The sequence below is a fragment of the uncultured Planktomarina sp. genome, assembly GCA_943788425.1.
Classification (GTDB): Bacteria; Pseudomonadota; Alphaproteobacteria; order Rhodobacterales; family Rhodobacteraceae; genus Planktomarina.
In genome coordinates this window covers 407,689-429,883 of sequence record CALSQF010000006.1, presented here as the reverse complement: position 1 = coordinate 429,883, position 22,195 = coordinate 407,689, and the positions used below count along the sequence as shown (strand labels likewise).

The 22,195-nt window shown below is 52.2% G+C and carries 18 protein-coding genes; 5 read left to right on the top strand and 13 right to left on the bottom strand.

Features of this window, described 5'->3' with window-relative positions; genetic code table 11:
- Positions 1-100 precede the first annotated feature (100 nt).
- On the top strand, positions 101-547 hold the full coding sequence (locus ABLW18_RS07800) for a DUF4174 domain-containing protein (protein ID WP_347824255.1): 447 nt from the start codon (positions 101-103) through the stop codon (positions 545-547).
- A 67-nt stretch (positions 548-614) separates the two neighbouring features.
- Here the strand turns inward: ABLW18_RS07800 and ABLW18_RS07795 are convergent, their stop codons facing one another.
- The 3 genes from ABLW18_RS07795 to ABLW18_RS07785 all read right to left on the bottom strand — a co-directional run bounded on the left by ABLW18_RS07795 (position 615) and on the right by ABLW18_RS07785 (position 4,772).
- Positions 615-2,612 (bottom strand): acetyl/propionyl/methylcrotonyl-CoA carboxylase subunit alpha, encoded by a 1,998-nt coding sequence (locus tag ABLW18_RS07795; RefSeq protein ID WP_347824254.1) that lies wholly within the window; start codon positions 2,610-2,612, stop codon positions 615-617.
- 249 nt (positions 2,613-2,861) lie between these two features.
- Positions 2,862-3,221 carry a hypothetical protein gene (locus tag ABLW18_RS07790; protein WP_347824253.1) on the bottom strand — a complete coding sequence of 120 codons (360 nt, stop codon included), beginning with the start codon at positions 3,219-3,221 and terminating at the stop codon, positions 2,862-2,864.
- Positions 3,222-3,239: 18 nt separating this feature from the next.
- Positions 3,240-4,772 (bottom strand): acyl-CoA carboxylase subunit beta, encoded by a 1,533-nt coding sequence (locus ABLW18_RS07785; RefSeq protein WP_347824252.1) that lies wholly within the window; start codon positions 4,770-4,772, stop codon positions 3,240-3,242.
- A 151-nt stretch (positions 4,773-4,923) separates the two neighbouring features.
- Here ABLW18_RS07785 and ABLW18_RS07780 point away from each other — a divergent pair, with 151 nt between their 5' ends.
- A complete protein-coding gene (locus ABLW18_RS07780) occupies positions 4,924-6,153 on the top strand; it encodes a multidrug effflux MFS transporter (protein WP_347824251.1) in 1,230 nt (409 codons plus the stop codon).
- 31 nt (positions 6,154-6,184) lie between these two features.
- Entirely contained in the window at positions 6,185-7,579 is a 1,395-nt protein-coding gene (locus ABLW18_RS07775; protein WP_347824250.1) for a short-chain fatty acyl-CoA regulator family protein, read from the top strand.
- A 25-nt stretch (positions 7,580-7,604) separates the two neighbouring features.
- Here the strand turns inward: ABLW18_RS07775 and betB are convergent, their stop codons facing one another.
- The 8 genes from betB to ABLW18_RS07735 form a co-directional block, all read right to left on the bottom strand.
- Positions 7,605-9,059 (bottom strand): betaine-aldehyde dehydrogenase, encoded by a 1,455-nt coding sequence (gene betB, locus ABLW18_RS07770; protein WP_347824249.1) that lies wholly within the window; start codon positions 9,057-9,059, stop codon positions 7,605-7,607.
- The gene (locus ABLW18_RS07765) at positions 9,056-9,949 is read right to left on the bottom strand and encodes a DMT family transporter (protein WP_347824248.1); all 894 of its coding nucleotides are present in this window, start codon (positions 9,947-9,949) and stop codon (positions 9,056-9,058) included. Before ABLW18_RS07765 ends, betB begins: the two co-directional genes overlap by 4 nt.
- A 51-nt stretch (positions 9,950-10,000) precedes the next feature.
- Positions 10,001-11,401 carry a TRAP transporter large permease gene (locus ABLW18_RS07760; RefSeq protein ID WP_347824247.1) on the bottom strand — a complete coding sequence of 467 codons (1,401 nt, stop codon included), beginning with the start codon at positions 11,399-11,401 and terminating at the stop codon, positions 10,001-10,003.
- On the bottom strand, positions 11,401-12,030 hold the full coding sequence (locus tag ABLW18_RS07755; protein ID WP_347824246.1) for a TRAP transporter small permease: 630 nt from the start codon (positions 12,028-12,030) through the stop codon (positions 11,401-11,403). Before ABLW18_RS07755 ends, ABLW18_RS07760 begins: the two co-directional genes overlap by 1 nt.
- Positions 12,031-12,111: 81 nt before the next feature.
- Complete coding sequence (locus ABLW18_RS07750; protein ID WP_347824245.1) at positions 12,112-13,128, bottom strand: C4-dicarboxylate TRAP transporter substrate-binding protein; 1,017 nt, start codon at positions 13,126-13,128, stop codon at positions 12,112-12,114.
- Between the two features lie 124 nt (positions 13,129-13,252).
- Positions 13,253-13,645, bottom strand: coding sequence for a substrate-binding domain-containing protein (locus tag ABLW18_RS07745; RefSeq protein WP_347824244.1), 393 nt, complete (start codon positions 13,643-13,645; stop codon positions 13,253-13,255).
- Between the two features lie 125 nt (positions 13,646-13,770).
- Positions 13,771-14,523, bottom strand: coding sequence for a sulfite exporter TauE/SafE family protein (locus tag ABLW18_RS07740; RefSeq protein ID WP_347824243.1), 753 nt, complete (start codon positions 14,521-14,523; stop codon positions 13,771-13,773).
- Positions 14,504-15,601, bottom strand: coding sequence for an aminotransferase class V-fold PLP-dependent enzyme (locus ABLW18_RS07735; protein WP_347824368.1), 1,098 nt, complete (start codon positions 15,599-15,601; stop codon positions 14,504-14,506). Before ABLW18_RS07735 ends, ABLW18_RS07740 begins: the two co-directional genes overlap by 20 nt.
- A 138-nt stretch (positions 15,602-15,739) precedes the next feature.
- On the opposite strand from ABLW18_RS07735, the gene ABLW18_RS07730 reads away from it, so the two are divergent.
- Both ABLW18_RS07730 and ABLW18_RS07725 read left to right on the top strand, forming a co-directional pair.
- Positions 15,740-18,553, top strand: a complete 2,814-nt coding sequence (locus tag ABLW18_RS07730) for an FAD-binding and (Fe-S)-binding domain-containing protein (protein WP_347824242.1) — start codon at positions 15,740-15,742, stop codon at positions 18,551-18,553.
- On the top strand, positions 18,537-19,301 hold the full coding sequence (locus ABLW18_RS07725) for a sulfite exporter TauE/SafE family protein (protein WP_347824241.1): 765 nt from the start codon (positions 18,537-18,539) through the stop codon (positions 19,299-19,301). The genes ABLW18_RS07730 and ABLW18_RS07725 overlap by 17 nt, the downstream gene beginning before the upstream one ends.
- Here ABLW18_RS07725 and ABLW18_RS07720 read toward each other — a convergent pair.
- Together ABLW18_RS07720 and ABLW18_RS07715 are read right to left on the bottom strand one after the other, a co-directional pair.
- Complete coding sequence (locus ABLW18_RS07720) at positions 19,298-20,788, bottom strand: AMP-binding protein (RefSeq protein ID WP_347824240.1); 1,491 nt, start codon at positions 20,786-20,788, stop codon at positions 19,298-19,300. The genes ABLW18_RS07725 and ABLW18_RS07720 overlap by 4 nt on opposite strands.
- Positions 20,785-22,170, bottom strand: a complete 1,386-nt coding sequence (locus tag ABLW18_RS07715; RefSeq protein ID WP_347824239.1) for an aldehyde dehydrogenase family protein — start codon at positions 22,168-22,170, stop codon at positions 20,785-20,787. The genes ABLW18_RS07720 and ABLW18_RS07715 overlap by 4 nt, the downstream gene beginning before the upstream one ends.
- Between the last annotated feature and the right edge of the window lie 25 nt (positions 22,171-22,195).

Below are 22,195 nucleotides of genomic sequence, written 5' to 3'. Positions count from 1 at the left end.
AACGCTCCTTGTCCCACGGGTCGATATTCCCCGATATTTTTTGTTCAACCCCTTCGCTTGAACGTGCAAAGGCTCTATATAAAGCCTTGAAGGAGATATCATGTTTAAAAGAGTGTTCCATTTGTGGCTCGGGCTTCTGGCCATCACCCCACCAGTCTTGGCGGGGGAGACCTTAAACATTTGGCGCTCCGATCCGACCCATATTTTCAACGCCAAAGAGGTCGAGCTATCAGATGTCATCTGGGTGGCGCGGCCATGGGTCGTTTTTGCCGATAGCCCGCTGGACCCCACCTTCGCCCAGCAAATGGCGCTTTTACAGGCCGAAATAGCTGTATTGCAGGACCGCGACGTCATGATCGTGGTCGACACCGACCCAAGTGCCAAATCCGCCCTACGCAAAACCTTGCACCCCAAAGGCTTCAATTGGGTATTAATTGGCAAGGATGGAAAAATCAAACTGCGCAAACCCTTTGCTTGGGACATGCGTGAATTGAGCCGGGTGATCGACAAAATGCCCATCCGGCAGCGCGAGATGCGCAAGCCCTGAGCCTCTCCGCAATGCTTGGAGAGACCCAAGAAGGGCCACACCAGCTGCGGGCTTGAGACGTTCAAGCTCACTCAAACTCCATGATGATCGCATCCACGGCCAGGCTGTCTCCCGGCGCCGCATGTATCTTGCTGACCACAGCTTTCTTCTCGGCCCGCAATATATTTTCCATTTTCATCGCCTCAACCGTACAGAGCGTTTGCCCCTCTTGCACCTCATCGCCGACCGCCACATCGACTTTGACGATCAAGCCCGGCATGGGGCAGAGCAATAATTTAGAGGTATCCGGCGCTACTTTCTCGATCATCAATTGGGCCAGCTCCGCCTGACGCGGACTGCGCACGGTCACGCGCATATCAGCCCCACGGAATCGAATTCGATACCCGCTGGGGCATTTCTTAACCTTTAACGCGATATCAACGCCATCGACATTCATCAAAGCCAGAGGCTTACCCGGTGTCCAATCACTGGCCACCCTATGGCTGCCGCTTTCAAAGTGTACCGTGGATCCATTGGGATCTGCTGCAATGGTCACGGGAAACTCATGGCCCTGAATACCAACAACCCAATCATCCCGAACCCGGCGCTCGTGATTATCCATTCGACCAGAGACTTTCGTACGGCGAATTTCACCTAAACGATACATCGCCGCCGCGCAGGCGCCGACTATTTTGAGCGTCTCTTGTGGCAAACCGACCCCATGAAACCCGTCTGGATATTCCTCCTCAATAAATGCCGTTGTGATATTTCCGGCACAAAATTTCGGGTGATCCATAACGGCAGATAGGAAAGGAATATTGTGACCAATGCCCTCTACCTCAAAGGCGTCCAGCGCATTGCGCATCTGCGCGATGACCGCCGGACGGTCTGGTGCCCAGGTGCAAAGCTTGGCAATCATCGGATCGTAGAACATGGAAATTTCTCCACCCTCATAAACACCCGTGTCATTGCGTACGGCGGCGGTCGTGCTGCGGCTCTCAGCCGGCGGACGATATCTTGTCAGGCGACCAATTGAGGGCAAAAATCCCCGATAAGGGTCTTCCGCATAGAGTCGGCTTTCAAGCGCCCAACCGTTAATTTTCACGTCCTCTTGGCTAATGGAGAGCACCTCACCGTTGGCGACACGGATCATCTGCTCCACCAGATCCACCCCAGTTATCAACTCTGTCACAGGATGCTCGACCTGCAAGCGGGTGTTCATTTCAAGAAAATAGAAGTTCTGCGCGCTGTCGACGATAAATTCCACCGTACCTGCACTGGTATAGCCGACCGCTTGAGCCAATGTACAAGATTGCGCGCCCATTGCTTTGCGCACTTCAGGCGTGAGAAAAGGACTCGGGGCCTCTTCAATCACTTTTTGGTTGCGCCGCTGGATGGAACATTCGCGCTCATTGAGATAGATGCAATTGCCATGGCCATCCGCCAGAACTTGGATTTCAATGTGCCGGGGTTGGGTGACGAATTTTTCGATGAAAATCCGGTCATCTCCAAAGCTGCTGGCCGCTTCATTCTTGGACGATTGGAAACCCTCGCGCGCCTCCGCATCATTCCATGCAATGCGCATGCCCTTGCCACCGCCACCAGCGCTGGCTTTGAGCATCACCGGATATCCAACCTCTTGTGCGATCTTCACCGCTTCATCCGCATCTGCAATCAGACCCATATAACCCGGGACTGTGCTTACCCCGGCTTCCTTCGCCAATTTTTTAGAGGTGATTTTATCTCCCATACTTTCAATAGCAGAGGCAGGGGGGCCAATAAAAGCCACGCCTTCAGCCTCCAATGCCTCAGCAAACAGTCGATTCTCTGACAAAAACCCGTAGCCAGGATGCACCGCTTGCACCCCAGTTTTCCGGATCGCCTCCATGACTTTTTCAATCACAATGTAAGACTGATTCGCGGGCGAAGGACCGATATGCACCGCCTCATCCGCCATTTGCACATGCAACGCCTGGGCATCCGCATCGGAATAAATCGCCACAGTTTTGATCCCCATCGCCTTGGCTGTTTTGATCACACGGCAAGCGATTTCGCCCCGGTTGGCAATTAATATCTTTTCAAACATTGAGGAATCCTTCTCGGCGCGCGCACCTCACTGCAAAAAAGCTGCGCGTAAAAAAGAACCGGCGCTGGCCAAGGCCAGAACCGGTTAAGGAAAGAAAGGGTCGATATGTTTTCAAAACCAATGCAAAGGTTTTTAAAACTCTGACACCCAGATTGTGACGCACGAAGCTTTGTAGGCCAAGGGCAGTACCGGCTCTTCCCAAGCACTGGGCACAAAGCCGCGCAAAAAACCCTATGCAACCCGGCAGATTCACGCCGACCACCCTTCGACAAAAATTTGTGGAAAGCTCGCTTGCGCTTTTTTCAGATCCACCCGCAGCAAAGCCACATAAGATTCAGGATCAAATTCATCCTGCGCGGGAATGACTTCACGCTCAAACAACCAGGACAGACGGCCCCCATCAAGGTTGCCCCGTTCAAAGGGCTCCTCTCCAAAATACTCAATCAAAGCCCGCAAAAATGCCTCATCAGCGCGCCGATCTGGGGGGCGACGGTCGGCATAGCGCTCACGCCTGATGATTTTTGTTGCCCCATTCTTGCTCGCGCGCCGAATGGTAAATTGCGCATCCGTACCGGGAAGACGGCCGGGAAACCCTCGGTGTTTTTCCATTATTGGCTCTCTTCGACCTTAAAGTGGAATATTGTCATGTTTTTTCCACGGATTTTTCAGAGATTTTCCACGCAAACTAGCAAATGCTCGGCACACCCGGCGACGGGTGGATGCGGGCATGATCACATCGTCGATAAAACCTTTTTCCGCAGCAACAAAAGGATTGGCAAAGCGTTCTTCATAGTCTTTCGTGTGCTGCGCAATCTTTGCCACATCACCCAGATCTGCGCGATGGATGATCTCTGTCGCCCCTTTGGCGCCCATCACGGCGATCTCCGCTGTAGGCCAAGCGTAGTTGAAATCTCCGCGCAGATGTTTGGAGGCCATCACATCATAGGCGCCGCCATAGGCTTTACGCGTGATGACCGTCACTTTTGGCACGGTGGCCTCACCATAGGCAAACAACAGTTTGGCCCCATGCTTAATCACGCCGCCATATTCCTGACCTGTTCCGGGCAAAAAGCCCGGCACGTCCACAAGGGTAAGGATTGGGATTTCAAATGCATCACAAAACCGCACAAAACGCGCAGCCTTGCGGCTGGCATCAATGTCCAAACAACCGGCCAAAACCGTTGGCTGATTGGCCACGACCCCGACGGTCGAGCCTTCCATGCGAATAAAGCCGGTGAGGATATTTTTGGCAAATTCCTCTTGGATCTCATAAAAATCACCTTCATCCGCAATTTTAAGAATCAGCTCTTTCATATCATAAGGCTGGTTTGCATTGGCCGGAATCAAAGTGTCCAAACTGTTATCCACGCGAAGCGGATCGTCAAAGAATGGCCGGACAGGTGGTTTCTCACGATTGTTGAGCGGCAAAAAATCCACCAGCCGCCGAACTTCCGTCAGCGCCTCAACATCATTTTCAAAGGCCCCATCCGCCACGGAAGATTTCTTCGTATGAGTGACAGCTCCACCCAGCTCTTCGGCGGTCACCACCTCATTGGTCACCGTTTTGACCACATCGGGACCGGTCACAAACATATAGCTGCTGTCTTTGACCATGAAAATGAAATCAGTCATCGCCGGCGAATAGACCGCGCCACCGGCACAGGGGCCCATGATGACGCTGATTTGTGGCACCACGCCAGAGGCCATGACATTGCGTTGAAACACCTCTGCGTAACCGGCCAAAGAGGCAACGCCCTCTTGAATCCGTGCGCCACCAGAGTCGTTCAATCCGATCACCGGCGCCCCATTTTGCATCGCCATATCCATGATCTTACAAATTTTCTCCGCATGTGTTTCTGACAATGAGCCCCCAAAAACAGTGAAATCTTGGCTATAGACATAGACCATCCGCCCGTTGACCGTGCCCCACCCCGTGACCACACCATCACCGGGATAGGTTTGCTCTTGCATGCCGAAATCGACGCAGCGGTGGGCTTTGAACATATCAAATTCTTCAAAACTCCCCTCATCTAGCAGCAAATCAATCCGTTCGCGCGCGGTGAGTTTTCCCTTCGCATGCTGCGCATCAATCCGGCGCTGGCCGCCGCCCATCCGTACAACATCACGCCGGCTTTGTAATTCGTTCAAAATATTCGTCATGGCAGATCCTCTTTATGGGACAATAGCCTCCTGAGCCAACAAAGCGAAGTCGAATTTGGAATATTTGCAAATATTTTGCGGCCTTAATCTGAATAATTGAATAATTGCAAAGAGTCTGGACAAGCCCATCAGCCGTCGATAGCGATTTATAATGAGTAGTCATTCCCGCTCCAAGTTCTTGAACAATTCCACACCGCCCAGCATCTTCACACTGATTTGCCTCTCGGCAGTCGGCGCTCTCGGTCTCAGCATCTTTCTACCGTCACTGCCCTCAATGGCACAGACGTTCAATGTCAGCTACGCCAACGCCACACTCTCCGTGAGTCTGTATTTGGCAATGAATGCGGTATTCCAACTCTTTGTCGGCCCGCTGTCGGATCGCTACGGACGCCGGCCCGTGGTCATGGTCGCCTTAGCCATTTTTTGCAGCGCCTCATTGGGCTGCATTATTGCTCCCTCTTTTGAGGTTTTTCTGGTCTGCCGCTTACTGCAAGCGGTTGTGGTCACCGGCCTGGTTCTGTCCCGAGCGGCGATTCGCGACACCTGCAGCCAAGATCAAGCAGCTTCCGTGCTGGGATACGTCACAATGGGCATGGCCATCTTACCCCTCATCGGACCCGCAATGGGCGGTGGCTTAGAGGCACAATTTGGTTGGGTGGCGAGTTTTTGGCTCCTGCTCGGCGTTGGCATTTTTGTCTTTGCCCTGACCTATTTGGACATGGGCGAGACCAATCTGCATCAAACCAGCTCAATGGCAGAGCAGTTTCGCGCCTATCCTGAGCTCCTGAAGTCTCGTCGCTTTTGGGGTTATTGCCTAACCGCCAGCTTCAGCGCGGGTGCCTATTTCGCCTATCTGGGCGGCGGCGCCTATGTTGGCCGTGAAATATTTGGCCTATCGCCTGCCGCTTTGGGATTTTACCTCGGCGCGCCTTCATTGGGCTATATCGTTGGGAATGGCATATCAGGGCGTTTCTCAAACGCGCTGGGGGTCAACCGAATGGTGCTAATCGGCACGATTTTAACCTGCCTGGGATTGGTCCTGAGCATCAGCTTGTTCCTCTTCACTGACGCGCAACCGATTTCCTTCTTTGGCTGTGTCTGCTTTATGGGCCTTGGCAATGGTATGGTTCTGCCGAACGCCACGGCGGGCATGATGTCCGTTCGGCCGCATTTGGCCGGCTCCGCCTCTGGCATTGGCGGCACAATCAACACCGGCGGCGGCGCATTGATCGCAATCGGCACCGGGGCCATATTGGTCCCCGGGACCGGCGCTTTGCCCCTGCTGCTGATCATGCTCGCCACCACCAGCCTGTCCATTTTGACCATCACTTATGTGATCAAACGCACCCATGATCTTGAAATCGCAAACCCGCAAAGTTGAGTTTGCAAACTTGCTATGCTAGCAGGTTCCCATGGCCAAACAAAAACTCTATGCCGGCACGAAACTGCGCGAATTACGGCGCAAGGTTGATCTCACCCAGCGGGAATTTTCCGAGCGGCTCGAAGTCTCGCTGCCCTATCTCAATCAAATGGAAAACAACAACCGCCCAGTGTCTGCGGCGGTGATTCTCGCTTTGGCTGATGTCTTTGGTTTTGACGTCACCGAACTTGTGTCAGGCGACAACGCACGATTGGTCAGCGATATGCGCGAAGCGGCCACTGATCCGATCTTTGGCGCCGATGCACCGCATCTGGCCGATATCCGCATGGCCGCCAACAACGCTCCCGGATTGGCGCGCGCGTTCTTGCAGCTGCATCGGGCCTATCGGGAAACCCATGAGCGGCTCGCATCTCTGGATGAGGCCCTCGGCCGCGCCGACAGCCGCCTACAATCCAGCCCTTGGGAAGAGGTTCGAGACTTTTTCCACTATTGTGACAACTATATTGATGCCGTGGACCGCGCTGCGGAGCGCTTCGCCGCCGACGCTAAAGGCAGCATCCAGGCCCATGCGATTGCCAGGCTTGAAGCCCATGGCGTGACGTTGCGGCGCAGCGGAGGTCCAGCCCTACGCAGCTACGAGCCAGAAAGCAAAATTCTAACCCTTTCCGCGCATCTGCCCGGGCCCACCGCGACTTTTCAACTCCTGATCCAACTTGCCCTGCTGACGCAAAACGATCTGCTGGATGCCACTTTGGACTTTGCCAAATTTCATTCACCCGCCGCCCGCGACATCGCGAAATTGGGCTTGGCCAATTACTATGCAGGGGCCAGCCTCATGCCCTATGTCGCCTTTTTGTCTGCCGCACAGGATTTGCGACATGACCTGGAGCAATTGGCCGGGAAGTTTGGAGCCAGCATCGAACAGGTCGCCCATCGCCTCTCCACGTTACAACGCAGCGGGCAAAAGGGATTGCCCTTCTTTTTTGTCCGTGTCGATCAGGCCGGCACGATTACCAAGCGCCATTCAGCCACCTCTTTGCAATTCGCACGCTTTGGCGGTGCATGTCCGCTTTGGAATGTGCATCGCGCGTTTGAAACCCCGGGACAGTTTTTGCGGCAAATGGCCGAGACACCCGACGGGAAACGCTATTTCTGCTTGGCGCGGGATGTGAGCAAATCCGGCGGGGCATGGGGCGCGCCCGTGCGGCGCTACGCGATCGGATTGGGATGCGAAATGCGGCACGCGGGTTCTTTGGTCTATGCGGACGGACTCGACACAAGCGTGAACGCCCAGGTCGAGCCCATTGGCATTTCCTGCCGAATCTGTGAGCGCCGCAATTGCCACCAACGCTCCGTGCCGCCGCTGGAGCGCAATTTACAGGTGGATCCAGATCTGCGTGGCATCCTGCCCTATCAAGTGGGGTGAGGCTATGCCCTCCAGGCGCGTATCCCTAATAGGGCGCCTCCAAAGGACTCAGGCGCACATAGACAGATTTAAGCTGTGAGTAATGATTGATCGCAGCCTTCGAATTCTCCCGGCCCACGCCAGAGAGCTTGACGCCTCCAAAAGGCGCTTCAACCGGGGCGTCGTTATAGGTGTTGATATAGCAGGTTCCGGCCTCCAAAGCCTTCACCATCCGATGAGCCCGCGGCAGGTTTTGGGTAAAGACCCCAGCCGCCAGCCCATAATCCGTATCATTGGCACGCGCCAGAGCCTCCGCCTCAGTGTCAAATTCCAGCACTGATAAAACTGGCCCAAAAATCTCTTCCCTTGCGATGGTCATGTCATCCGTCACATCCGTAAATACCGCTGGTGTCAGCCAAAACCCTGGACGCTCCAAGCGCGTGCCGCCGCAGACAAGCCGCGCCCCTTCCGCCTTACCCTTGGCAATGAACCCCTCCACGATATCGCGCTGTCGCTCTGAAACCATGGGGCCAAAGTTCGTCGCCTCATCCATGGGATCTCCCACAACCGCTGTGCCCAGGCGCTCTGCAAGACGCTTGAGAAAAGCCGGCTTGATGCCTTTTTGTACAAAGACGCGTGTGCCATTCGAGCAAATCTGCCCAGAGGAATAGAAATTGGCCAAGATGGCTCCACTCACCGCAGCCTCCAGCTCGGCATCATCAAATATGATCAGCGGCGATTTCCCACCCAGCTCCATGGTCACATGGCGCATACCCTCTGCTGCAGCGGCATAAACCTTGCGGCCTGTTGGCAGTGAGCCAGTCAGCGAAACCTTGTCCACCAAAGGGTCACTGACCAAAGCGGCTCCCACATCACCCAAGCCCTGCACCACATTATACAGCCCAGCGGGCAAACCCGCCTCATGCAAAATTTCCGCTACCTGCAACGCGCAAAGCGGAGTTGTTTCAGAGGGCTTAAAGACCATAGCATTGCCGCAAGCTAAAGCTGGCGCGGCCTTCCAGGCGGCAATTTGCGTAGGGTAATTCCAAGCCCCAATACCAACGCAGATTCCGAGCGGTTCTCTTATCGTATAGATAAAATCCTCACCAAACTGCACATGCTCCCCAGTGAGACTCCCGGCCAGGCCACCAAAATACTCCAAAGCATCCGCCGCAGAAGTAGCGTCTGCCACCAAAGTCTCCTGCAAGGGTTTGCCGGTGTCATAGGTTTCCAATTCGGATAAAGAACGGTTCTGGGCGCGCATCATATCCGCCGCCCGCCGCAATATCCGTCCGCGCTCTGTGCCAGTCATCGCCGCCCATATTGGCTGAGCTGCCTTAGCCGCAGCAAGAGCTGCCTGCACAATCTGCGGTGTCGCACTATGCACCCGGCCAATCACCTCTCCCGTTGCGGGGTAGATCACATCAATCGGTGCGCCCGTTTCATCCTCTATATAAGCGCCATTGATAAAGTGGCTGGCGGTGGGTTTTGGATCGATCATAGGGGGGTCTTTCTTTCTCGTTTTCGTTTCAGCTGCGCCTCCCGCAGGGTGAGATACAACACGGAACCAATGATAATCGTCCCGCCCAATATAACCAAAGCATCTATATGTTCACCAAAAAGGAAATACCCGGTGGCAACCGACCAAATCAACTGCAAAAAACCTACCGGTTGGGTAACCGTCAGCGGCGCAGATCGGAAGGCAAAGGTCATGGAATAATGTCCGGCAACCGCACAGGTGGCGACAGCAAAGAGCATGGCGACTTCGAAACTTGTCGGCGTGATCCAAACTGGAATGGTCAGCGGAATAAGTCCGATGGTCACTCCGATAGACAAAAGAGCCACCACCATATCCGCGCTGGCCAGATCCGTCAGGCGCTTGGCGATGAGGTAGCTGACCCCAAAGCATAGGGTGGTGCCCAGCATGGCGATATGGCCTGATGTGATCTCACGGAAGCCAGGCCGTAAGATGATCAAGACGCCCAAAATCGCCACGACAATCGCCAATCCCCGGCGCAGCGCCAAACGCTCCCCGAGGATAACAACCGCTCCCAGCGTTACAAAAATTGGCGTCAAATATCCCATCGCAGAGACCTCTGCTACGGGAATGCGGGCCATGGCATAGAACCAAAATGTCACGGCAAAAGTATGCAAAAACGCACGCCCTGCTCCGAGTTTGGTCACCTGCCAAGTGAGCCCCTCACGCCATAAGGCACGCAGCACCGGCAACAAAAACACCAAGCCTAGAACATAGCGAAGAAAGGCACTTTCGGCGGCGGGCAGGCGCGTGCCCACCAATTTTACGCCGACATAGACGCCGATGAAACACAGGCCCGACAGCCCCATCCACAATGCGCCAACAATTGGCCTATCCGCAGCATTCTCGCTCATAAGCAATGGCTTTCACGCCCTGTCAGAAGAGGCAAGAGGAATTTAGACGCCCTAGCCAACCAAAGAAGGCAGCCAGAGAACAATCCCCGGAAAGGCGACCAGCAGCGCAATCGTGACACCATCCGCAAGGAAGAAAGGGGTGACCCCTTTAAAGACATCCTGCACCGTCAAATCATCGCGCACGCCAGCAACCACAAAACAATTGAGCCCAATGGGCGGGGTGATGAGACAAAACTCCGCCATTTTCACCACCAATATCCCAAACCAAATCGCACACATTGTGCCATTCATGCCAAAGGCACTATCGGCCGCAGTCACATATTCACCGCCATTGAGCGCCATCACAGCCGGGTAGACCACGGGCAAGGTCAAAAGCAACATGCCAATCGCATCCATGAACATTCCTAAGACCGCATAGGCCAAAAGGATGCAGATCAGAATAAGCAAAGGCGCCATGTCGAGACTGGTAATCCAATCAGAAAACACCCCCGGAAGATCTGCAAATCCCAAGAACCGCACATAAATCAGCACGCCCCAAATGATTGAAAAGATCATCACGGTCAGCTTCGCCGTTTCAAGCAAAGCATCTTTCAACTGCGCCCAGCGCATGCCGCGATACAGCGCCATCAGAAACACGATGAAAGCACCAACTGCGCCACCTTCGGTGGGTGTACCCCAGGCATCACCAAAAGGATTATAAACAAAGAAGATGATAATAACCACCACAGCGACAATCGGCAAAGCAGGTGGCAGGGCTGCAAAACGCTCGCGCCACGTGAAGCCCGTCACCGGCGGCCCGACGTTTTTAAAGATCACAGCAATACCGATGATGAGCCCGGCATAGATCATTGCCGAAAAGGCACCAGGAATGAAACCGGCCAACAGCAGCTTGCCCACATCCTGCTCAACGATGATCGCGTAGATCACCAGTATCGCAGAGGGTGGAATGAGCGACGCCAAGGTGCCGCCGGCCGCCACAACGCCAGCGGCGAATTGCTTATTATAACCAATTTTCAGCATTTCTGGGATTGCGATCCGCGCAAATACTGCCGCCGTGGCCACGGATGCACCAGAAACTGCCGCAAAGCCTGCGGTGGCAAAAACCGTAGAGACGGCCAGACCGCCAGGCACCCAAGCGATCCAACGTTTGGCGGCCTCAAAAAGCGCCGTTGTCAGCTTGGCATAATAGGCCAAATAGCCGATCAAAATGAAGGTCGGAATGAGGCTCAGGGCCTGCGCAGCAATTTTCGAATGCGGCACTTGACCGGAAATCTTTACACTGATGGTCAGGGCTTTCATAAATTTTGCTGGATCATAGTCAAAGCCATTCCAGCGCAGCCATAACAAGCCGACGAAACCGGCAAGCCCCGCCGCAAAAGCCACGCGCATGCCGATGAACACCAAGACCAGCATACCGCCGGTGGTCCATAGACCTACTGCAATAGGATCCATCACTCTTGCTCCGCCAAATGGGCAGCTTCTGCCATGGCCTGTTCTTCAATTGTTAAAATCAAGGGCACGGCCACCGGACGCTCAAGTCCGAAGACCAATGCCCGGCCGTAGCCAATCATCTGCAACACGAGCCTCACCGCCAAAAGTGAGAAAGCGACGGGGACCAAAAGTTTGGCCGGCCACATTGGAATGCCGATATCGATCGAACTATCTCGGCTCCAAAGAGGTTTGGCAAAATCAAAACTGCGGTCAAAATGCGCCCAGGATCCCCAGATCAACGCCAAAATAACCACCAAAATCAACGCCACAGTCAGCAGCTCCAACGCCCAAAGGACCCGGCCGCGCATCTTGCCGATAATCATATCCATACGAATATGACCGCCAAAACGTTGCACATAGGAGACTCCCATAAAGGCAATCACCGGCATGGCGGCCTCGATATAGTCAACATAACCATTTAAAGGCTGATTAAAAAATTTTCGGCCTGAAACAGAATAGGCCGCAAGAAACATTAACGAAAACACGGCCAGTCCGCTGATCAATGCAAAGACGCGCTCAACGGGCAGGAGCGCACGATCCGCGCGGCTGAGCCAAGAATTGTCTTGCAGAACAGATGAGGATGAAGCCATAGCGTTGCCTTCAGGTTAAATTGTCAGGGTGCAAAACATCAAAAGCACTTGCCCCTTGCGAAAGGGGCAAGTGCGCATGGATTAGTTGCCGTTACGGCTGTTTTCCAAAGTCGTCATCACGAGGTCAAACAGTTCTTGACCAGGAATGCCCTGAGCTTCCATGTCGGCAATCCAAGCCGCACGGATTGGATCCGCAGCTTTCGCACGGAATGCTGACAATTCTGAGTCGCTGATTGTGACTTTTTCAACGCCTTTTTCGGCCAAAATTTCATCCCAACGCTGCAACAATTTGCCGTAGTTTTCGAGGTAATAGGCAATCGAATCGTCAACAGATTCATCCAAAACAGCGCGGTGCGCATCAGGCAGGCTGTCATATGCATCGATGTTAACCACAACCGGGCAATTCACAGTGCCTGGGTTTAGGTTCTCAGTCCACCAATCGGCACGGTTGATTGTTCCGTAGGACAAATGCGCATGCTGTGCAAAGGCCACTGTATCCACAACACCTGATTCCATCGCTTGATAGGCTTCGGTTGCAGTCACGGAGGTGGGCACACTGCCAACTGCCGCGAACGCCTTGCCCAGACCGCCTGTAGCCCGCACACGCATGCCTTCAAAATCAGCCAGGGTCGAACGCGGATCGCCAGTCCCTACGATGTTATATTGCGGCATCGGTGAGGTCATGAGCAGACGCGCATTCCATTGCGCCATCTCTTCGGTCGCAGCTGGATGGGCATATACGGCATGGCTGACCGCCACTTCTTCTTCCAGATTTGCAACGCCTAAGAACGGCAGTTCCAGAACAGTCACCACGCGGTTTTTATCCGGATGGTAGCCGGCACAAAATTGCGCCATTTCAAAGGCCCCAATAGAAATTCCGTCAAGGTTTTCACGGTTCTTTGACAATCCGCCGTAGCTGACATTCATTGTGAATTCGCCATTAGTTTTCGCCGAAACCAATTCGGCCAACTTCTCAACATGCTCGGTAAACGCCCGACGCTTGCCCCACACCGAGACATTCCACTCTGTCGCGATCGCTTCGCCTGCAAAGGCCACTGTCAATGCAGCAATAGCAGTCTTCATTCCTAGATTCTTCATATTATCCTCCCAGATGGTGAGCCGAACTTATTTTGGCTTCCAAACGAGCTTAGCGCAATGGTCCCTCATTGGAAGAGGCGCCCAAGGTTTTTTCGTAAAATCCCGTTTTATTTTGCAGTAAGTTTCACAGATCAGAGCTGCGCGGGCGCCGAACTGGCAAACAGGTTGCGCGCTCTGCCAACCTGATCTGACATTTCCTGCGCACCAGCTGCCCCATGGTTTTCAGCCCTTCTGACTGAGCGATTAAACCGCACATTTCACGCCCAGCCAATCCGCCGATTTCTTCGGCGGGGAAATGGATCGTGGTAAAAGCTGGCACCATTTCCTTACTGCCCTTCAAATCCCCTATCCCCAAAATGACTAGGTCTTGTGGCACCCGCAACCCGCGCTGAAATGCGGCATAAATTGCCCCCTTTCCAACCCCAAAATTATGTGCCTTTTTCAATAGAGCTTCTGGAACTGGGATCTCATGTTTGTAGCTTGGTAATGGCAAAGGTGATTGTACTGCTTTAACCATACATTGATGGACGCTTGGGCTTGTTTTGAAGTAGCGGAATGGAGACTGTTTTATTATTGAAGGACGCGATAAATTAAACCTGACAATCTCATGAACGTTTAATTTTACCGTGCTAACAAGACAAATTATGACATTAGTAAACCAATACTAATTGTTGTCAGAATTGATAAAATCATTTTTTGAAAAATTTTTTCAGACAATCTTTCACGGATTGCCGTCCCAACTTTTACGCCGATGAATACGCATAAAACACCCAAGGTAGAAATCACAACATCTGACCCTGTGAACAGCCCTAAATATCCCAACCCAACCATCATGATCAGACTTGACATTGTAAACGAACAATTCGCAGCCTGGATAAACACATTCCGGCCTAGGTGCAACGACATCAAAAATGGAACTACTGGCATAACCTGTGAACCTGTTAGCCCGTTTAAAAAACCAGTGCAGATGCCAGAGATGGGAGCAAGCCTGTATTCTAATCCACTTGGCAATCGAAGATCTGGCTTAAGAAATGAAAAACCACACCACATGAGCAAAACAAGACCTAAGATAATCTTGGCCGTGGCCCCATCAGTTCCTGAAAGAATCCACAGACCCAATAACAGACTGGGAATGGTCGCAAGTAGCATTGGCCAAAACCGCAGTATCGTGGATTTAAACTGACCCACTTGGCGCATTACTACAAGATTTGAACAGATCGATGGGATCAACACCAACGAAAGCGCGTCCTTTAAGCCAATCGCGAATACCAAAATTGGTAGACAGGTCGTTGAAAAGCCCAAACCTGTAATGCCCTTTGCCGTGGCTGCAAAGAGGTAGACCGCGAAAATCGCAATGATTTCAATCGGGGCTAAATCAAATGCGGTGACTAGCAAGGTATTTTAGCGCGCTTTGCACACCACCTGACTGATGAGGCACTCCTGCCCGTATCATCCCCATTTCCACACCACTAAGAGTTCCCATCAACATCAAATCGTTGAAGTCTCCCAAATGACCAATGCGAAAAATTTTGTCAGCTACTTTGTTCAGGCCGGTCCCAAGTGACATGTCAAACCCATCCAATATCTCTTTGCGAAGCGTATCACCCCCATGCCCATCTGGCATCAAAACGGCGGTCAGACTATTGGATCGTTCTGCTGGGTTCACCGCCAGTATCTCTAACCCCCATGCCTCAACCGCCGCGCGCGTAGCTGATGCGTGACGTTCATGACGTGCAGCAACCTGTTCCATCCCCTCTTCCGCCAACATATCCAAAGCCTCACGCAATCCATAAAGAAGGGTTGTTGCAGGTGTATAAGGGAAATAACCTGCATCATTCGGGGTCATCATATCGCGCCAATCCCAATAAGATCGGCGATCGCCACCCGCCTGACATGCGGACCATGCTTTTTTCGAAATTGCATTAAACGATAAACCAGGGGGCAGCATCAATCCCTTTTGCGATCCTGCAACTACAACATCAACGCCCCATTTATCTGTTTTAAAATCAACGGACCCCAACGATGAAATCGTATCCACCATCAGCAGCGCGGAATGGGATACACCATCAATTGCGGCGCGCACGGCGCCGATGTCTGATGTAATGCCTGTTGCCGTATCATTGTGAACAACACAGACTGCTTTGATTTTATGTGCCTTGTCTTTCTCTAATGCGTCCGCGATTAAATTTGCATCAACGCCCCGGCGCCAATCACCCTCGATAAAGATGGGGTCATAACCCAACTTGGTTGCCATGTTTTTCCACAGCGTGGAAAACTGACCTGTTTCATACATTAATACCTGATCACCAGGTTGCAAAACATTAACCAATGCTGCCTCCCATGCGCCAGTGCCCGAGGCGGGGTAGATGACAACCCGACCTTCCGTTTGGAAAACTGGTTTCAAATCGCGCAGCAAGCCCAATCCTAATGCTGCAAATTCCGGCCCGCGGTGATCAATAACCGAGCGGTGCATCGCACGCAAAATACGCTCGGGTGTGTTGGTGGGTCCAGGTATTTGAAGAAAGTGACGTCCTGATCTCATACGTTAACCGAAAAAAGTTGCACTACACTCTGTCAATGGTGAATGTGATGATAGGAAAGGTCAAGTGAAATGGCAGACTATGATCGTTTGAAAAAACAAATCGAAGGCGACATTCTCAATTCCTCTTTTGATCGCGGTCGCTACGCGACAGATGCCTCTATTTATCAGATCATACCACAGGCGGTAATGATCCCAAAAACATGGTACGATGTGGAAGCCGCATTGGATTTTGCCAAGGCTGAAGGCATTTCACTTTTGCCGCGCGGCGGTGGCACATCACAATCTGGGCAATCCGTGAACGATGCGTTGGTAATCGATTTCACTAAACATCTGAATAACATACTGGATTATGACGCGAACGCGGGAACGGCCACAGTGCAACCTGGATTGGTACTGGACAATCTAAATCGCCATTTAAAATCAGATGGTTGGTGGTATCCTGTTGATGTCTCTACGGCATCACGCGCAACACTTGGGGGAATGGCAGCCAACAATTCCTGTGGGTCACGTTCGATCCGATATGGGAAAATGCAGGATAATGTGCGCGCGCTTACCGCGATGACCGTGGATGGCAAAACACGGCGCTTTGAATGCGCAGAACCCGCGCAGGCACTCGACGCAGACATGAGAACACTCGCTTTGCGAGAACAGTACGAAATAACAACCCGTTTTCCCAAGGTGCAGCGGCGTGTCGGGGGGTATAATATTGATGCACTGCTGGGCGACAAACCACACATCGGCCATCTGCTAGTCGGATCGGAAGGAACACTGGCCTTAACAAAAAGTATTGATTTGAAATTGTCCCCCGCAGTAGGGACAAAAATGTTGGGCGTGTGTCATTTCCCCACATTCTATGACGCGATGGACGCCGCCCAGCACATTGTTAAATTAGGCCCGATAGCGGTTGAATTAGTCGATCACAACATGATCCAATTAGGGCGTGAAATCCCACAGTTTCGGCCAATCGTCGAAAGTTTCGTCCAAGGCAATCCAGCAGCGCTGCTACTAGTGGAGTTTGCCGAAACACCAAAAGAAAACAAACAATGCCTAAATGCGCTGGTCGAATTGATGGGCGATCTGGGATTTTCATGGACAGACACAAACAAATCCACAGGTGGTGTGTTGAAGATTGAGGACCCCGCATTCCAGGCGCGCATTTGGGGTGTGCGCACGCAAGGGCTAAACATTATGATGTCGATGCGCAGCGAGGGAAAACCCGTGTCTTTCGTTGAAGATTGCGCCGTTCCTCTGGAACATTTAGCCGATTTTACCAGCCAGCTAACAGATGTTTTCCACAAACATGGAACCGAAGGCACATGGTATGCGCATGCTTCGGTCGGGTTGTTGCATGTACGACCTGTATTGAACCTGCGACAGGACTTGGGATTACGTCAGATGCGCGCAATCGCGGAAGAGGCCTTTGATCTAGTATCAAAATTCAAAGGTTCGCATTCAGGTGAACATGGGGATGGTATCGTGCGTTCGGAATTCCACGAACGAATGTATGGACCCAAGATGATCCGCATTTTTGAAACGGTCAAAGATCGCTTTGATCCGAATGCGGTCCTTAACCCCGGGAAAATCACCCGATCCCCCAAAATGGATGAGAGGGCCATTACCCGTTGGCCCGAAAGTTATGCGCCACAAACGCCAGAAACAGTGTTCAATTGGAACTCTTGGCCGGGCGGATTGGTGGGTGCCGTGGAAATGTGCAATAACAATGGCGCGTGCCGCAAAAGCTTTGGAGGTGTGATGTGTCCTTCGTTCCGCGTAACAGGCGCTGAAAAAGATCTGACGCGAGGGCGCGCCAATGTGTTACGTTTAGCACTAACGGGCCAATTGAGCGATGATGCATTTTCATCCGATGAAATGGCAGATGCCATGGCGTTGTGCGTGGGATGCAAGGCCTGCAAATCCGAATGTCCCATGTCCATTGACATGGCCAAAATGAAAATAGAGGTGCAGAGCGCACGCGGCGCGAAATATGGCGTGTCCATACGCGAACAGCTGATTGCGGCCCTGCCCCGCATGGCACCGCTTGCGTCCACCTTTGCACCTCTCTCGAACCTTGCCCTGAAATTCAGCCATGTTTTTGGTTTTGACAAAACCCGCCGCCTGCCAAATTTTAAAAAACCTTATTCGGGGTCTGAGACGGGCGACGTCTTATTATTCGCAGATACTTTCAACCGCCATTTTGACCCTGAAACATTGCATGCAGCGGAACGTGTGATTGCCGCCACTGGCAAAACCGTTGGTGTTATTTCGGCCCCTGGGCGCCCCCTATGTTGTGGGCGCACATACCTTAGCGCAGGCCAGGCCAAACGCGCGAAACAGGAACTGCAACGCACCACAGACGCCTTCCGTGCAGCGCTAGAGGCAGGAAAAACAATTGTAGGCTTGGAGCCGTCCTGCACTTTGATGTTCCGTGATGAAGCCTTGAACCTGATCCCTGATTGGAGCGAGGAGCACGCCACACGAATCCTGACCTTTGCAGAATACATTATGCAAAACCCACCTACGGGATTGGATATGTCGGGACTGGACGTTTTGGTGCATGGGCACTGCCATCAAAAGGCGATGGGCGTCGCCCAACAAACGGTTGATGCGGTGAATAAAGTGCTGGGTGCCAATGCGCAGATGATTGAAAGTTCTTGTTGCGGGATGGCAGGATCCTTCGGATATCAGGCCGAAACGGCAGAGGTATCGCGTCAAATGGCTGAACTTTCATTGGCCCCAACAGTGCGCGCTGCACCTGCGGATACAGTTATTCTAGCAGATGGGTTTTCCTGTCGCTGTCAGATCAAGGATGTGACAGAACGTAAGGCGATGAACCTTGCACTTTTGATGGATAAGGCGTTTGGAGATCATGTCACAAATCATTGATTTAATATCTAATTTAGATCTAGTTCAAACATTGGTACTGATTGGCATATTTCTATTTGCAGCCATCGTAAAAGGCTTTTTAGGCATCGGTTTACCTGCCGCTTCAATGGCGTTCTTAACGCTTGTTATGTCCCCAACAGAGGCAATACCGCTATTATGGTTGTCCATTTTAGCTACCAACTCATTGCAGTTTGCCCATGCACCAAACAAATTGGACATCGCGCGGGAATATTGGCTGTTCGCCTTGGCGATTATGGTATCGATTTTCGTCACATCCATGTTCATTACGGCCTATCCAACAGCTCTGCTTACAGTGGCGATCGGCATTGCGATGATGCTGTTTTCTTTAAACCTGCTGTTGGGTGTTAAATTGAACATCGGCCCAGGGCGTGGATGGCATTTGGGATTTGGGGTGCTGTCAGGAGTATTGGGCGGGATCAGTTCAATCTGGTCACCCACTGTCGCAATGTATTTGGTGGCACGTGATGTCAGTAAGGAACGATTTATTGGGGCGACAGGATTCTTGTTCTTGGCAGGTGTCCTGCCTTTGGGTGCAGGTCAATTGATTGCCGGAATTCTAACAGGCCCTGCATTGATCAAATCAAGCCTTGCGTTAATCGTCGTCCTAATCGGATTTCGCATTGGTGAACTACTGCGCCAACGTGTCAGCCAAAAATTATTTCGCAAAGCCGTTTTGATTGCGTTTTTCTTTATGGGTCTGCGCCTGATCATCATCGGCATTACCTAGGAACCATATAACATTTTGTTCAAATATAGGCGCTGGATTTTACCTGATGCTCCTTTGGGCAACTCTGGCAGAATATGTACCTTTTCTGGCGATTTAAATATTCCCACCTTTGCCTCACACAATGCACGTAACTGCTCGGGAGTGGCGTTCGATGTCTCGTTTAAACGCACTGCCGCCTCTACGCGTTCCCCATATTGCGGACAGGGTCGTGCGAATGCAGCGGCCTCAACCACATCGGGATGTTCGTATAGAACCTCGTCGATTTCGCGCGGCGCGATGTTTTCACCGCCCTTGATAATCAACTCTTTCAAACGCCCCGTTACAAAGACATAGCCATCCTCATCCATACGCCCCAAATCCCCCGTGCGCAGCCAATCCCCATGAAAGGTGGCAGCAGTGGCATCGGGATTGCGTAAGTATTCTTTCATTACATTGGGACCTTGGATTTGAATTTCACCCTCAACCCCACAGGCACATTCAATGCCGTCCCCATCAGCAATGCGCGCCTGATTGCTGATTGCTTTGCCCGCAGACCCAATTTTATGCAAGCGGGGATCCAATGGATTAACCAAACATTGTGCTGCCGTTTCCGTCAGGCCCAAAGATTCCACAATACCCAAGCCAAAGCGGTCCTGAAAGGCACGCTGTGTTTCAACCGCAAGCGCAGAGGATGCAGAGCGCGCAAAACGCAGGCGGGATTTCAAATCGGCACTTGGCTCTGCCACTCCATGCAGCAGGTGACTGATGATCGTGGGGACGGCAGAAAACCACGTAATTCCACCATCTGCCGCCTGTTGCCAAAATTTACTGGTGGAAAAACGCGATACCATCGCCAAGGATCCACCTGATACCAAACTGCCCATGACGGACACGCACAGACCATTGATATGATAAAAGGGTAAAACCCCCATCCCACGGTCTTGTTCAGTCAATTCATGGGCCACACTGACGGTCCAACCACCCGCCAATAGGCTAGATTGCGTATGAACGACGCCCTTCGGTCGCCCTGTGGTGCCAGAGGTATACATTAACAATGCATCATCATCTGAGGAAACGGGATGCAAGTTTTCTCGCTGATCCGTTGGCGCATATAGGTTCAACCGTTCTGGTTTCACCTGATGGAACACGTCCAATTGCGTTTCATGCACGAAAGCCACACACGCCGCGGAATGATCCATGGCATAGCCAAGCGCATCTGGCCCTGCGGCCAAATTTAACATCGTAACACGAAACCCACCATAGAGCGCGGCAAACAACGCCTTAACCCCATCATATCCGTTGGGATGCATCACTACGATGCTTTCACCTTTAACAATGCCTTGTGCCGTTAGATCGGCAGCCACCATCGCGCAGTGATCGCGTAAATCAGCCCAAGTTAGGGTCTGTTCCGTTTCGGGAAAAACAAATGCCGTACCTCCGCGTTCAGCACGGGCGTCAATCCAATCCCTCAGCGTTCCTTGGGGAGGTGTCGTTGTTTCAAATCTCATTTCCCAGCAAGGCTCCAGTACCCGTCAAAGATGTCTTCTAATTTGGGTTCACGCGATGAAATTTCGCGAATAATTTTTGTTGATTGTAGAAAGTGACGATAGTTCACATTTTCATTCACGGAATTGCCCCCCCATGTGCCACACCCCATCGACAGGGAAAAGGGCATGCCATTGGTGAACGATCCACCCGTCGCAAATGTATGCGCCTGATTAACAATGATCCGACTGGTTGGGATTTCCATTGCCAAGGTATACGCTCGCTCATCTAATGCAGAATGCAATCCCACCGAATGCCCTGCCCCCTGATAAACCTGAATGTTATGCGTAATATCCAAAGCAGCGTCAAAATCAGACGCGCAATACAGCGCCAAAACGCGGCTAAGTTTTTCGCCAGACAGCGGATGATCAGGACCTATGCCTGATGTCGGCACGACCAAAAATTCAGTCCCCTCTGCCACGTCCACATCAAGAGCCGCAATCATTTTATCCGCATCTTGTGCAATGACCGAACGGTTCAAATGCCCATCTGGCCATAGTTTGGATACCAACGTTGCCTCATCCGCATAAAACGCACCACCTGCGCGCGCTAGTGCAGCAATGAAGTCATCGTAAACTGCATCCACCACAACAACCGAATTTTCCGAACTGCAAGAAGTGGCGTTATCAAAGCATTTAGACGCCCGAATTTTTTCTGCAGCCCCATCCAAATTTGCGGTTTCATCCACGATCACTGTCACGTTTCCAGCGCCTACAGCAACTGCTGGGGTGCCTGCGGTTTGTGCGCGATGCACGTTGTTTTGGCTGCCCGTGCAGACGATCATATCACACTGATCCATCAATGTTTGTGTCTTCTCCTTGGACCCAGGTGTGGGGATCATTTGCACCAGTGCGGGGTCCTCGCCGATTTTCGCAAACTCGGCATGGATATATTCAAGCAACAATTCACAACAGGCCACGCCCTTAGGCGATGGCGCAACCACAATTGAATTGCCGCATTTCAACGCATTGATTATGTTATTGGCAGGTGTAGCCGCAGGGTTTGTTGAGGGCACAATCGCACCTACAACCCCCTTGGGGCGGGCAATTTCCGTAATTCCTGTTTTAGGATCATCCGACATAACACCAAAGGTCACCACATTTTGAATATCCTGCATTAGACCTAGTGTCTTACGATGATTTTTAATGATCTTATCAGGAACATTTCCCAGCCCTGTCGTTTCCACAGCCAATTCTGCCAAACGCCGATTGCGGGCAGGTTCCATAATCACCCATGCCACAGCTTGCGCAGCGTGGTCATAGCGCTGCTGCGATCCATTTTTTTCGTACTCTGCCTGTGCGATGCGCGCACGCGCAACAATCGCCTGAACGCCAGTATCCATCATTCCATAAACTCCGTTTCAGGTTGCC